Source organism: Haloarcula marismortui ATCC 43049, from assembly GCF_000011085.1.
In the GTDB taxonomy this organism is placed as follows: Archaea; Halobacteriota; Halobacteria; order Halobacteriales; family Haloarculaceae; genus Haloarcula; species Haloarcula marismortui.
The window spans coordinates 1,241,466-1,255,189 of the sequence record NC_006396.1; the positions used below are offsets into that span (position 1 = coordinate 1,241,466).

At 61.4% G+C, this 13,724-nt stretch carries 14 protein-coding genes and 1 tRNA gene; 5 read left to right on the forward strand and 10 right to left on the reverse strand.

Features of this window, described 5'->3' with window-relative positions:
• Positions 1 to 74: 74 nt before the first annotated feature.
• A complete protein-coding gene (locus tag RR_RS10185; protein WP_007187770.1) occupies positions 75 to 386 on the reverse strand; it encodes a C2H2-type zinc finger protein in 312 nt (103 codons plus the stop codon).
• The gene (locus tag RR_RS10190) at positions 383 to 1,729 is read right to left on the reverse strand and encodes a hypothetical protein (RefSeq protein ID WP_079890982.1); all 1,347 of its coding nucleotides are present in this window, start codon (positions 1,727 to 1,729) and stop codon (positions 383 to 385) included. Before RR_RS10190 ends, RR_RS10185 begins: the two co-directional genes overlap by 4 nt.
• A gap of 165 nt (positions 1,730 to 1,894) precedes the next feature.
• Between RR_RS10190 and RR_RS10195 the strand changes: the two genes are divergently transcribed.
• The 4 genes from RR_RS10195 (at position 1,895) to RR_RS10210 (ending at position 4,933) form a co-directional block, all read left to right on the forward strand.
• A complete protein-coding gene (locus tag RR_RS10195) occupies positions 1,895 to 2,758 on the forward strand; it encodes a cytochrome c oxidase subunit 3 (protein ID WP_004957006.1) in 864 nt (287 codons plus the stop codon).
• A gap of 42 nt (positions 2,759 to 2,800) precedes the next feature.
• A complete protein-coding gene (locus RR_RS10200) occupies positions 2,801 to 3,043 on the forward strand; it encodes a DUF7385 family protein (RefSeq protein ID WP_004957007.1) in 243 nt (80 codons plus the stop codon).
• A 54-nt stretch (positions 3,044 to 3,097) separates the two neighbouring features.
• On the forward strand, positions 3,098 to 3,733 hold the full coding sequence (locus tag RR_RS10205; RefSeq protein WP_011223599.1) for a PGF-CTERM sorting domain-containing protein: 636 nt from the start codon (positions 3,098 to 3,100) through the stop codon (positions 3,731 to 3,733).
• Between the two features lie 159 nt (positions 3,734 to 3,892).
• Entirely contained in the window at positions 3,893 to 4,933 is a 1,041-nt protein-coding gene (locus RR_RS10210) for an NAD(P)-dependent alcohol dehydrogenase (RefSeq protein ID WP_049938878.1), read from the forward strand.
• Between the two features lie 71 nt (positions 4,934 to 5,004).
• Here RR_RS10210 and RR_RS10215 read toward each other — a convergent pair whose 3' ends face one another.
• The 4 genes from RR_RS10215 to RR_RS10230 all read right to left on the reverse strand — a co-directional run bounded on the left by RR_RS10215 (position 5,005) and on the right by RR_RS10230 (position 7,309).
• Entirely contained in the window at positions 5,005 to 5,310 is a 306-nt protein-coding gene (locus tag RR_RS10215) for a DUF7562 family protein (RefSeq protein ID WP_007187774.1), read from the reverse strand.
• A gap of 366 nt (positions 5,311 to 5,676) precedes the next feature.
• A tRNA-Thr gene (locus RR_RS10220) sits at positions 5,677 to 5,750 on the reverse strand.
• A 78-nt stretch (positions 5,751 to 5,828) separates the two neighbouring features.
• On the reverse strand, positions 5,829 to 6,242 hold the full coding sequence (locus RR_RS10225) for a universal stress protein (protein ID WP_004957014.1): 414 nt from the start codon (positions 6,240 to 6,242) through the stop codon (positions 5,829 to 5,831).
• Between the two features lie 86 nt (positions 6,243 to 6,328).
• A complete protein-coding gene (locus RR_RS10230) occupies positions 6,329 to 7,309 on the reverse strand; it encodes a class I SAM-dependent methyltransferase (RefSeq protein WP_011223601.1) in 981 nt (326 codons plus the stop codon).
• A gap of 75 nt (positions 7,310 to 7,384) precedes the next feature.
• Between RR_RS10230 and dph5 the strand changes: the two genes are divergently transcribed.
• On the forward strand, positions 7,385 to 8,164 hold the full coding sequence (gene dph5 / locus RR_RS10235) for a diphthine synthase (RefSeq protein WP_011223602.1): 780 nt from the start codon (positions 7,385 to 7,387) through the stop codon (positions 8,162 to 8,164).
• A gap of 24 nt (positions 8,165 to 8,188) precedes the next feature.
• Here the strand turns inward: dph5 and artA are convergent, their stop codons facing one another.
• The 4 genes from artA to RR_RS10255 form a co-directional block, all read right to left on the reverse strand.
• A complete protein-coding gene (gene artA / locus RR_RS10240) occupies positions 8,189 to 9,190 on the reverse strand; it encodes an archaeosortase A (RefSeq protein ID WP_004957021.1) in 1,002 nt (333 codons plus the stop codon).
• A gap of 147 nt (positions 9,191 to 9,337) precedes the next feature.
• On the reverse strand, positions 9,338 to 11,977 hold the full coding sequence (locus tag RR_RS10245) for a DUF7282 domain-containing protein (protein ID WP_011223603.1): 2,640 nt from the start codon (positions 11,975 to 11,977) through the stop codon (positions 9,338 to 9,340).
• A gap of 430 nt (positions 11,978 to 12,407) precedes the next feature.
• The gene (locus RR_RS10250; RefSeq protein WP_011223604.1) at positions 12,408 to 13,160 is read right to left on the reverse strand and encodes a VOC family protein; all 753 of its coding nucleotides are present in this window, start codon (positions 13,158 to 13,160) and stop codon (positions 12,408 to 12,410) included.
• Positions 13,161 to 13,232: 72 nt separating this feature from the next.
• Positions 13,233 to 13,673: a TIGR04206 family protein gene (locus tag RR_RS10255; RefSeq protein WP_011223605.1), complete on the reverse strand. Its 441-nt coding sequence runs from the start codon at positions 13,671 to 13,673 to the stop codon at positions 13,233 to 13,235.
• Positions 13,674 to 13,724 lie beyond the last annotated feature (51 nt).

Below are 13,724 nucleotides of genomic sequence, written 5' to 3' on the forward strand. Positions count from 1 at the left end.
CTGTTTGGTCACCTGCGACCCATCAACGCTTCGCTTCCTGTCCGCTGTGTCGGTGACGCCGTGACACCCGTGAACTACACGAGCGCGTACACCATCAGGAAACCAAAGTAGATGAGCACGAGTGCGCCCAGTGCCTGGAGTCGGAACGTCGAAAGCGACTCTTCCTCCTCGTCGTGGGCTACCCGGAAGGCCTCGACCTCCTCGTCGTCGAGTTCATTGGGATGGGCTAGGCCGCGGTGGAGCGCGAGCCAGGACTCGCGGGCGAACGGCCGGCCGCAGTACGAACAGCTGTAGGCCGTGGCGTCGGCCGGGACATCGTAGGCTGCTTCGTCGTCAGTACTTGTCGCTGCCGTATCGGCCGCTGGCTGGGTTGCTGTGTCAGTCATAGATGTGGGAGTGCCACCTCCGGCTGGGAGACGACCCAGAGGCTTGTCATCGTGTAGAACACCATGACCGCGATGAAGGGATACTGCGACCGAATCGCCTGCAGTCGCGCGGGAAAGAGGTCGTACGCGGCGGCGTGGGCCACCCAGATAGCGACCAAGTGACCGACGATGACCGATGCGAGCGCAACCGCGCCGAACCACGCCGGCAGGTCGATGGTCGGCACTACTGCCGGGTCCGCAAACGGCGACGTGAGCGCGACGGCCAGCGATGGGGCGAGCACGAGGAAGTACCCGAGGTAGTGCGCGAAGTGGTAGCCAACGGCGATAGCGACGAGCGGCGGCGCGAACCGCTGTGCGAGAACCGCTGGGGCCAGATACGTATCCGACATATCGCGGGAAAGCCGGACCGCGAGCCGATACACGCCGAGGAAGCCGGCGAAGCCGAGCCCGAGCGCGACTGGATACAGGAGGTGCGGCGGGACGCCGGCGTCGACGATCGGCGTCGTCAGGTCGCGCCAGGCCGGCGTCGTGACCAACCCGTCGTAGGTCGTGACCCACAACAGGGCGACCACGAAGGCGACTTCGTCCGGGCCGTCGACCAGCCGCGGCGTCGAGAGGTCCATGCCGGGAAGCCGAAGTCGAAGGCCGTCCTCGTCGCGGCCGATAGGCGCAAAGCGACCGTAGTAGCGGAACACCCGCTCCACCGGGTCAGCGTGGGCGAACCAGTCGTCGGATCCGAACACGAGTGCGCCCGCAATTGTCAGCACGGTGTATCCGGCGACAACCGACGCAAGCAGTCGCGGCTGGTCGGCGAGCGGGCTGACGACCTCGACCCATACCAGCACGAGCAACCCACCGACGGCAGGCCACGACCCGACGCGGGCCGGGTAACTGCGGTTGAGCGACGGGAGGAGTTTGGCGAGCGTCTTGAATGGATTGAGCGTCGCCCAGCTGTTGCCCACGAGGTACGTCGTCATCGCGAGCCCGGCCCACCAGCCGACCCAGACGAGCAGTATTGCGAGATTCGTCCGGGCGTTCGTCGGTCCGAAGAAGCCCACGACGAACACCGCGGCGAGTCCGCCGAGCCCAACGAGTTGCCCAGCGAGCCGTAGGATGCCTTCGAAACCACCCGACAGCGGACGGCCCCAGTTGTGGATGCGCTCCACGAACGTCCGGTCGGTGACGAACGACGCCAGCAAGAACGACGCGCCGACAGCCGCACCACCGGTACTCAGGAAGAGCCACGTCGGTATCGTCAGCGACTCGCGGCCGCCGCCGGCGAGACTGCCGCCGTGTGCGCTTGCCGTCCCCGTCGCGGCCAGCCAGCCCAGTCCACACACCACCAGCGCGACCGTACGACGCCTCCCAGATGTCATCGTCGGCAGTTGGGCCTTCGCCCTCGTGTAGCTTCCGGGATGTGGGCGAGCCACTCCTCGCCTGGGCTGGAGGCGGAACGCACCGCAGGGAATTGGATGGGCTTTTAGTATTCCGTTCGCAAGGGCCCTAGTATGAGTGTCTCCGATGAACACGCGGACGACGGGCACGGGGAGCATCACCTCCCGGCGACGGAGGACTGGCCCCACGGGTTCGGTGAGGCCAGCTGGTGGCCCTTTGTGACGGCAATCGGTGGTTCGGGCATCTACGTTAGCGCAGCTCTGCTTGTGCTCTCGATGGGCGAAAACGCACTTGTCAGCCAGACGGTCGGGGCGGGAGCGATGGCCGGGAGTGTCGGCCTCTTCCTCGTCGGCATCTACGGCTGGCTGTACCACGCCTTCGTCTCGGACTTCTGGGAGCGCGGGACGGACTACCACTCGGACAAGACGCTGAAGTTCGCGATGCTGTTGTTCCTTGGGAGCGAAATCGCCACCTTCGGCGCTGGCTTCGTCTACTACTTCATCGTTCGTGGCGGCGAGGTCTGGACACAGGCGGCCGTTCCTGAGGTGTTCGGCTCACTCGTGATCGTCAATACGCTGCTTCTGATCGCCAGCTCGGTGACGCTGCACTACAGTCACATCGCGCTCCGGAGCGGGAACCGGAGCCGGTTCCTGAAGCTGCTGGGCGCGACGCTGCTACTGGGAATCGTCTTCATCGGCGGCCAGGTGTACGAGTACTACGAATTCATCGTTCACAAGGGCTTCAGCATCGGCGGTGGCATCTACGGGTCCGCATTCTACGGGCTGACGGGCCTCCACGGCCTCCACGTCACGATGGGTGCTGTCCTTCTGGGTATCGTCTTTATTCGCGGGTACTACGGTCAGTACTCGGCTGAACGGCACACCTCCGTCTCGACGGCATCGATGTACTGGCACTTCGTCGACATCGTCTGGATCTTCCTCGTCGTCGTGCTCTATATGGGCGCGAACCTGGTGTAGGTCGCCGACGAGCTTTAGACGGCCGCCACTCGTTTCACACGCATGGACCGGCTAGATGTCAGCGGGAGCTTCGACGTACACGAGTACCGACACGGGCTCAAGCTGCTGAAAGACGACCGCGGGACGATGACGCTGTCGAACCGGAAGGGGTTCGCCTGTCCGGCCTGTGGCAACGAGTTCGAGACGCTCTTTATCAGCGAAAAGCGGACGAACACCTTTGGAGACCCCGGGTCGCCCTTCTGTCTGGTTCGGACTGACGACCAGCTACTGGTCCTGACACATTGAGCCGTGTCGACCCCGGTAACAAGGCTTATGCCAGCCCATCCGATTCGGTGAGGTATGCATCGGATTGTCCCTGCGATTGGTCTTGCTGCTCTCGTCGTTCTCTCCGGGTGTGTGACAGCGACGGTTGACTCAACAGTGGCCGCGGACGGCACTGTTTCGGAGTACGACCTGACCCTCGAAATGTCCCCATCTGTGTACGACGGCCTGCAGAGCCAGGCCCAGCAGGAGGGCTATGACTCGGTCGAAGGCTACCTTCTGGCCGACGTGAACACCAGTCGGATGTCGAACTACACGTACGACCAAGAACTGGAGGGTGAGAACGTCACACTCTCGATGACATTCACGGACTGGAACCCCGGCCCGGAAAGCGACGTGTCGGTCAACGCTAGCGGGGGCAACGTCACGTACGAAGACCGGACGTTCGTCACTGCGAACGAAGATACTGATGTGGCCTTCGGCAACGGTGTCGCGGTCGAGTATCAGCTGACAATGCCCGCTGACATCTCGTCCTCGAACGCTGATATCGTTCAGAACGAGACCGCTGTCTGGGAATACGCGGCTGACGAACCGGTCGACGAACCGATCCGCGCGACCAGCCCCGCGCCGTCGTCGGCCTTCGGCCCCGGAATGGGGATTCCTGTCGCCGTTGTGGCGCTGCTCGGGGCCGCACTGCTGGCCAGTCGAGACTGAGTAGCTGAGAGCGTCCCGCACGCATTGTTTTTCCCCCCAGCGTCGACAGACTCTGGCCGGGTGGCTAATACAGTTCTAAATGTTGCAACGAGCGATACCGCTAATATATCCGATATTTTATAATGCGGGTTTATTGTCGTTTCGTCCGGATACAGGATGATGCGCGCAGCCAGACTCCACGAGTACACGCACGACATGTCGGACGGGCTCTCGATAGACGACGTAGATGCGCCACAGGTCGCATCCGGAGATGATGTCATCGTCGAAGTCGAGGGGGCCGGCTGGTGCCAGACTGACAACCACATCATCGAGGGAATGTGGGAGCAGTACGTCCCGCAGGACCTCCCGATGACACTGGGCCACGAGAACGCCGGGACAGTCATCGAAACGGGCGACGACGTTGACATCGTCTCTGCGGGCGACCAGGTCATCTGTCACCCGGTCCAGACCTGTGGCACCTGCCGACCGTGCCGGCAAGGGGAGACGATGTACTGCGAGAACGACGCGTTCAACGGCCTGACGACGGACGGCGGCTTCGCCGACCAGTTACTGACCGGCGACCGGTCGGTCATTCCCCTGCCCGAGGGCGTCGACCCGGCCGACATCGCCCCGCACGCCGACGCCGGCATCACGGCCTACCACGCGGCGAAGAAGGCTGTCAACGGGCTCAACCCGGGCGACACCGCTGTCGTTATCGGCATCGGCGGCCTCGGCCACATCGGCCTCCAGTGTCTCGACGCGATGTGTGCCGCTGACCTCGTCGCTGTCGACATCAAGCAGTCCGCCCGCGACCTCGCCGACGACCTCGGCGCACACTACACCATCGACCCCGAAAGCGAAGACGTCGCCAGCGAGGTCGAAGCCATCAGCGACGGCGTCGGTGCCGCACAGGTGCTTGACTTCGTCGGGGCCGACGAGACGACGGCGCTCGCGCCAGACATCTGTGCCGCCGGCGGCGACCACCACATCATCGGCTACGGCGGGCACATCCACGAACCTGCTCAGGCGCTCGTCAACGGCGAGTTCGCCTATCAGGGTAACATCGTCGGTCAGTACACCGAACTGCAGGAACTGGTTGCGCTCGTCGACCGCGGCGCGGTCGACCTGCACACGACCCAGTACGACCTCGGCGACGTGAACACCGTCGCACAGATGCTGGAAGACCGGGAGATTGACGGCCGAGCAGTCATCACACCCTGAAGCGTCTGTTCGCTTCTTGAACTGCCTGCGTTGGGGTGCCGTATCGCCGAACAGGGCACCCACCTTTCGGCTTACCGACCGTCCGCGCGGGTCTGCTCCGTTTCGTCTGCCAGATCATGATAGCGTCTGAGAAACACGTCTCGGCGCACAGTCCCAGCACCGGCCGCTTCAAGCCGGTCTTCCAGCCCGGTTCGGCCGAAGTGGCAGTACTCCCGGTAGCAGGGCTTACACAGGTACTCGAAGGATTTGTCGTCGCGGTTCCAGCGGTCGCCGTACTTGTCGTATTCGCGGGCATTCGACCGAGCAACCGTGTCACCGCAGGCGATGCAGCAGACCTCTTCATCGGTGTCGCGGTGCCAGGCGTTTCTGAAATCCATTAGAACCACACTCCCTCTGACTGCCCACACGTATGTCCGTCGTGGCGCTCTCGTGAGCACACCGCAGTACCCGCCGGTAGTCCGTACTGTGTGACCATCGTTTACAACCGGATGTTCTGTCCAGCGCCCTGTTGCCGTATTGCATCACTGACGAGGGTCGTTTTTATATGGCTCGTGCGACATCGCTATGCCAGCGACGCAGGACCGACGGCTGCTGACAGGCTGTCATGGGTATGAAAACTACTTGTCAAGGCGGCACTGGAAACGGGAAGCCGGTGGAAGATTGTGAACCACGGTCGGAGCAAAGCTCCTCTCTGGTTCAAATCCCACAGTAGCTTTCGCTCGTCACGTTAGTTCCTCGCAAAAAGCCGGTGGAGGGATTTGAACCCTCGGCCTAATCCTTACGAAGGATTCGCTCTGCCAGTCTGAGCTACACCGGCGCGTCGCTCGCGTACATCAGTTGTTGGACGCATAACCGCAATAAGGATTGCGAATTGGGGCTACCGAGAGGAACGTTCTCACTCCTCTCGGGACCCGACGACGGTGACCGGGTCGTCCGCCTCAAGCAGGACCTGCTGGGACACGCTCCCGAACACGGCCTTGCCGGTCGGCGACCGCTTTCGCGACCCCATGACGATCTGGTCGGCGTCGAACTCGTCGGCCAGCTCGACGATGCCGTCGGCCGGCGGCTGCTGACCCTCGGCCAGTTGGACATCGACGTTGTGGTCCTTGAGGTAGTCACGCACGAGTCTGACTGTCGAGATCCGCTCGACGTTGCGTATCTCCTCGGGCGCTTCTGCCTCCTCCTTGGTCAATGCGTGTGTGATCACGGCCTCGATTTCGGTCTCAGCAGACGGTAGCTCCGCGACGAAGGCGGCCTGGCCGCGAGCGCGGTCCTCATCGGCGTCGACGGGAACAAGTATTGTGTACATATTTTACCCTCCTAGATACAAGCGTCCGACTTCCTCGTCGTTAAGCAATTCGGTCCCCGTACCGGTGATGATAATAACTGTTCGTTTCAGCGTGTCAGTCGAACGTCGAGGACGATGTTGTGTTCCTTCGGGGCATACGACCGGACAGTGTGGCGCGTTTCGACCGTCACGTCGTAGGCTGGCTCCGCAGCCGCCCGGATCGCTTTCTCGCCGGGTCCGAACAGGTCGTCCTCGTGCTGGATATCGTAATAGTGAACCACACATTCGTCGGCCGCCAGCCGGACAGCGGTCTCCAGAAACTCGTCGGCGCTGTGTGGCAGGTTCATCACGACGCGGTCGGCCCAGTCCTCGTACTCGCCGGCCACCTCACGCACGTCGCCGCAGATACCCGTCATGCGGTCAGCGACACCGTTACGCTCCGCATTCGCCTGCAGATACTCGATCGCCGTCTCGTTGATGTCGGTCCCAACGCAGCTCGCCCCGCGTTTGGCAAACGGAATCGCGAACGGGCCGACACCGGCAAACATATCGAAGGTCTGCTCGCCTTCGCCGACCTGCTTGGTGACGCGATGGCGTTCCGTCGCCAGCCGCGGCGAAAAGTACACTTCGGCGAGGTCGAGGTCGAACGTACAGCCGTACTCCCGGTGGGTGACTTCTGTTCCTTCACCAGCAAGTATGTCCCAGTCCCGGACCCGCTGTTCGCCTTTGATCTTCGATGCGCGGTTCAATACCGCTCGCACGGGCAGGTCCGAACCCATGATTGCATCGGCGATCATTCGGGCTCGCTCGTCATCATCTTCATCGACAATCGCGACATCACCGATGCGCTCGTAGCTCGGGTCGAAGTCGAGGGCGTCCGCCGGCATCGTCTGGCCCTCGCGGACCGGCGGGTCTGCCTCGACAACGGTGAAGTCCGACGGCACCGCTGTGGGGTCGGTAACAGGAACGTACAGCTGCCCGTCGACAACCGTGATGTCATAGCCGTCGTCGACGAGGTTTGCCTCGGCGAGGCGCTGGCGCGTCTCTTCGCCGGCCTCACGGGGAACGCGAACGCAGGGAACGCCCATACTCCCCCTCCCCGACCACGGGCGGTAAGCCTGACGCTTCGCGCCCTTTATCCCCGGCCGCGACCCACTTCAGATATGCTCACATTCGTCGGGCTGGGCCTCTATGATGAGCGCTCGGTCACGGTCGCGGGCCGCGACGCCATCCGGGACGCTGACCGGGTGTTCGCCGAATTTTACACGAGCCGGCTGATCGGTACTGATATCGAAACGCTGGAGGACACACTGGAGACGAGTATCGAACGCAGAGACCGAGCCGGCATCGAGCAGGACCCTGAGCCGATTCTCGAAGCCGCCGAGAGCGAACACGTCGTCTTCTGTACCGCCGGGGATACGATGGTCTCGACGACACACGCTGACCTCCGGCTTCGGGCCGCGGACCGTGGTATCGAAACCCGAATCGTTCACGGGACGACCGCCCAGACTGCTGCCGGCTCGCTGACCGGCCTGCAGAACTACCGCTTCGGGAAGGCTACGACCCTTCCGTTCGAGGACGCACACGGCGGTGACGGCGTTCCGGACAGCGTCGTCGCTACCATCGAGGACAATCGAGACCGGGACCTGCACACGCTGGTCTACCTCGACATCAAAGTCGACGACCCCCACTGGGAGGAAAGCGACGACACGTACATGACCGCCAGTCAGGCCGCCACCATGCTGTCGGAGCCATTCCCGGACACACTTGGGGTTGTCGTGGCCAGGGCCGGCAGTCCAGACCCATTAGTGGCCGCTGACACGCTCGACGAACTCGCTACGCAGACGTTCGGCGACCCGCTACATCTGCTCGTCATTCCCGGTTCGCTCCACCCACTTGAGGCGGATACACTGGAGTCAGTTGCTGGAGCAGCGTTAGAATAGCGAGCGTCGGTTCCGCGACGCAGTTCAGTCGTCACCGGGCGTCGCAGGACCCGACTCCGACTGGTCCTTTTCGAATGTCGTTCCAAGGTCGTACTCGGTTCCGGTCACCAGAAACAGGAGGTCTTCGACGATAACGGTGAGCTCCGGTAGCTCCCGCATCAGTACCCACGTCAGCCCGACGAGGACGATGACTGAGCCGAACTGCGCCAGCATCCGGTCGACGATGTAGTAGGATACCAGCTGTGCGTCGCTAAGGCCGAACAGCGCCATGACCGTTCCCGGGAAGAACTGCGCTTTCTGGAGGCCAAATGCCAGCGCGATCCCGAGGTTCCGAATGAGGTTCAACACGTAGATGATGCCGACGGCCACGACCAGCACGCGGAGTTTCCGCCGCCACGGTGCCTTGACTGCCAGTATTCCGCCGGCGAAGATGGAGATGCTGCCGATACCTGTACAGGCCAGAATGATAGTGTACGTTATCGGCCGCTCGTTCCCGTCGAACCAGAACGTGTTCTCGTAGGGGTACTGCTTCGACGCGATGTCGATGCCGTTGTGCGAGAGCCCGTCCACCACCATCGGGTCGTACCCGATGAGCGTCATCAGGAAGACGACCTGATCGGTGACGACTTCGATGATTGTCTGGCGGAGCGGTCCAATGGTGAGGAAGGGCACGTAGATGACGCCCATGATACCGATGGCACGGGTCAACACCAGCAGCGACTCCCGGCCGTTCCAGAGTAAGTAGCCGGTGTACAGCGACAGGGGCACGGCGATGACGCTTCCCAGTCCCTCGACGACGCTTTTCTGTATCAAAATGAAGTGTGGTGCCAGAACGAGCCAGTACGCTGCGAACAAAACCCAGCCGACCGTCCCGACTGGGCGGGCAAGTTCCTCGTCGTACTGGGCGACGGCTACGCTTCCGAGAAACGCCGCAAGAACGAGCCACATCAGCGGTTCCGAGACCGTGACCGGGTCGAACGACAGTCCAGCGATGTCGACACCCGTCTGCAGGACTGTCTCACTCATTGCCTGTACGTTAGCCAAACCGGCGTATATGTTTTGTCGTTGCGCTACTGTGCGGTGTCGTCGTCAGAACGCGTCAACGACAGCGCCGCCGCTACCGGCGTAGCACGCAAAAGAAAGAACGGTGTTCAGAGACTGGAGCGATTCCAGTTAGTTGTCGCGTCGGACGGCGAGGAGCGCAGCAGCGACGAGCGCGATGAGCGCGATGGCTGCCGTGAAGCCGGGACCGGACGCTTCCGTGGTCTCAGCTTCGTCGGTTCCGGAGTCCATGGTGGTGGTCTCCTCAGTCTGCTCCTCGGTTTCCGGCGGTTCGGTTTCGGTTTCCGTCGGCTCTTCCTCGGAGGTGACGGTCACGTTCGCACTGTCCGTGACAGGGCCGTCGCCCGAGGTGTACGGGTCGTCAGCACCCGGGAAGTCGTACGCTTCGTTGCCGTTGGTGTCGAGGTGCGGCATCGCGACCGCGGTGAAGTCCTCGTCCATCGGCTCGTCGAGCGTGATCGTGATGTCCTCGTGGCTGCCTTCCTCGAGGTATTCAGAGTTCCCGACGACATCACCGGATGCGTTACCGGCGTGGATTGCGATGAAGCCACCGGCGGACAACTGTGCGTTGTCGACGACGACTTCGCTCCCGTCGGATTCCTGGTCACTGATGCTCACGGTTGCCGTCGCGCCTTCGACGATCGTGCCGTCGATGTCGTCACCGACGTCACTGCCGTCGACACGCGTCTGTGCCGTGAAGTTCGTTCCAGGGCTCCGCTCGCTGAGGTCAGCCGTTGCGGTGAACGTCCCGTTCTCCGTGACGGCCGTCTCCGGCTGGAGCAGGAACGGACTGCTGCTCGACTGGCTGCGGAGTCGGACGGTCACTTCGCTGCTCGGTGCGACGTTCGTCGTCCCGAAGAACTGCTGACCAGGACCAGCCTGAACAGAGATGTCGTCGTCGTTGTTCAGCGTCGCATCCGCGTCGACGAACTGAACACTGTCGTTGACGACTTCGCTGTCATCGTCGTCGTCGACGAGGTCACTGGTCGAGTCGTAGACAGTGAAGTTTGCCGCGTACTCGTCTTCGTCCTCGAGATTGAGTTCGTCGTTATCTGCGAGGTCAGCTCCGTCGATGGCGACGAAGTGCGTGTCGTTGGCCTCGTCGTAGATGACCTTGTAGTCGCTAATCTGGTCGATGTCAAAGCCGGAGCCATCGGAGTTAGCGCCAGGGTCACTATCCTCGAGCTCGTGCTGGAACGCAGCACCAGGATTGTTGTCGCCATCGGCAGCCTCATCGCCGGATTTGGCACCGTAGTCGCTCGTGTCGATGTCACCGCTACCGTCGGTGAACACACCTTCGAGACCGGAGGCCTCGACTTGGATGATGATGTCGTCGTTGACATCGTTGATTGCCGCTTCATCGGTCTGCGTGATGTTCCCGGCCTCGATCAGGTCGTAGACCGGTGCGGTTTCATCATCCTCGAGGTCGCTGATCTCGTCGTTGTACGTGTCGCTCGGAGCGCGCCACAATTGGACGGTCTCGGTGGTCCGCTCTCCGAGGGAGAGCGTTCCGACGTCGTCCTCGTCTTCGATTTCCACGGTTGAATTGTCAGGGATTCCAACGTGGCCTTCGACGGTCAGCATATCGTAGTCCGTCGCCTCAAGGATATCGGCGCCGGCAGTGCCTTCTTCGTTAAAGTTGCCGAGGGTCCGCTCGTTGACGTTATCGATGGTGGTATCGTCGTCACCAGCGACAAGGACCTCATCGGCATCGCCGGAGCCAGCCTGGTAGCTGTTGAACTTGACGTAGACTTGGCCGTCCTCGTCGTCGTCAGTCACTTCGGCGATGGCGTAGTAGTTATCATCATCCTTGTCACCGACCTGCACGGTCGCTTCGTCGGTGTTGTCGAGCTGGATGGTAATGTTCGCCACGTCACCGCGTTCTTCGCTGACGACGCCATCTTCGAAGGCTGCTTCGTCGTCACCGGTGTCGGCGACCTCGATACTGTCCGAGTCCGAGGCGTCGGAGTCGGTCACGTTGGTTTCGATCGTGTAGTTACCTTCGTTGATGTCCGTGAAGTTCAGCGTGTATTCGGCCTCTGCGTTGCCGATAATCTGAATCTTCTCGGTGTCGTCGAAGAACTCGTCTGCGTTGTTGACATTCTCAAGTTTGTCGCCCTGGGTACTGTCGGTGATAACCGTCACACCGTCAGGCAGGCTTTCACCGTCGCCAAGGTTGTTGACGAAGATATCGGCGAGTTCGTCACGGTCGAGGTTATCGGACGAGACGTTGACCGAGTACCCGTTCCGGACGTCGGACTCAATCTCGAACTCGACGTCGGCCGAGTCACCGGTGGTGCCGACCTCACTATCGTCGAAGTCGGCGGTGAGGTCCTGCAGGACGACCTCGAATGTCTCAGATTCTTTAAGACCGTTTCCGGAGCTTACATCATTTTCACTGCGGTCGCTAAGATCGACGACTTGTCCGCTTGAAGAGCGCTGGATGACGAAGTCACCTTCGCTCAGGCGGTCATCGAGGTCGAACTCGATTTCACCGTTGTCGCCGGAGTTGACCGTGCGGCGAAGCGAGCCGACTCGGTCGTTATCGCCGCTGTCGTCAACGGTCCGGACTTCATAGTCTGCGTTGTTACCTGCCACGTCAAGCGTTACCTCTTGGCCGCTGTAGAACGTCCCAGCGTCCAGATTAGCCGCAGCAGCCCCTCCGGAGAGCGCGACGGTCCCGGCGAATACCGAGAAGACCATCAGCGCAGTCAGGAAGAGACTACGTATTTTTTCGTTTGTATCTGTCATAGTTTGTTGATTGCTATCGGGCGACCCCAGCAGTTTTCCACCTGGTCGGAACGCGGTCACCGCGACCACGCATAGACCGAACCGGCGTACTCACTTCTGGCGTCATGGGTAGGGGTACAGTCTAAACGACAGGTGTCTGTTGTAAATGTTTTGTGGTAAGAAAATCCAACTGTCATGAATGGCCAGGGAACGAAGGCGCTGTCAGTGGCGATTAGATGTGGTTTAAGAATCTTGTAGGTGTATAACAAGATCAGCATTCGGGCGTTTGACGACCCAGATCTACGTATCGGAGATGGTATCGCTGGCCTGAGACGATAGGGCTTCACGAATCCTCACTGCTCGCTCAGGAACGCCTCCGCAGACGAATCTCCTTCTGACAGCTACCGCGCGAGAATAGATTAGAACAGACGGGTAGTACCGACCAGTGCCGTCAGTTCGTCACGATTTCGATTTCGCGGCCGTCGGGGTCTTTGGTGAACGCATAGCGGTCGTCACAGCTCTCAGGGTCACGGTAGTCCTCGGCGTGGCGCCCCATCAGCGTCTCCCACGCGCCGTGGAGGTCATCAGTCTGGACCGCGAGATGCCCCCACGCGTCGCCGAGTTCGTAGGACCGGCCGTCGTAGTTGTAGGTGAGTTCGACCGACATCGCCTCGTCGGGGGCGTCCTCGGGTTTGAGGAAGTACAGTGCGAAGTCGTCGAACTCCTCACGGCGGAACAGTTCGTAGTTGAGCTTCCGGACGTACCAGCCGATAGCCTGTTCGGCGTCTTCGACACGGATCATTGTGTGGTCGAGGGACCACTTCGTGCCGTGGTCTCGCTCGACGATCTCGATTTCGTGGCCATCAGGGTCTGTGACGAAGGCATAGGAACCGCCACAGGAGTCTGGGTCGCGGTAATCCTCGACGCCGGCGTCCATCAGGTCGTCGTAGGCGTCGTACACGTCATCACAGCGGACGGCGATATGTCCCCACGCGTCGCCCATCGTATACGAGCGCCCGTCGTGGTTGTACGTGAGTTCGAGCAGTGCACCCTCGTCGTGGACATCCTCCGGACCAAGGAAGACATTAGTAAAGCTATCGGCCTCCCAGCGACCCTTCTCCTCGTAATCGAAATACGTCTGGTACCAGTCCAGTGAGGCGTCCAGATCCTCGACGCGCATCATCGTATGATCGAGTGACCACATACACGGTATGTGGTTCGAGCGAGCGAAAAGGCTACCGCCAGAGGCGGTTCCGTCCGGATTCGATACCACAGGTCACCGCGTCGCCGTGTCCGCTCGGATAGCCGGGAGGTAGTACCACCAGACCACGATAAGCAGGACAAGGGAGCCGACCGGGACAGCCACGTAGTTGAGCCGCCTGTTGAACCCCAGAAACACCGGAAACTGCGTCAGACCCGCACCTGCGAGTGCGAGGGCGGTCACCCGAACATCCTCACGCCAGACGACACCCGCAACGGCGCTGGCTAGAGCAAAGGCATACAGCAGGACGCCCGAACCCCACGATTCGATAAACTGCGGGAGTGCGCTGGTAAAGCGGATGAAGTAGCTGTAAACCGAGAGCAACTCCGGCGGGTTCGTGTTGAACAGGCCAAACGAGAAGACGAGCGTCAGTTCCTTTCCAATTAGCACCACTGTCCAGGGGACGAAGCCGGCAACAACGACGGCGATAAGACGGCGTCTGGGACCGCGGTCCATAGTTGGTAGCAGGGTTCCACACCAATGAACGCATCTACTCCGCTATGTGGT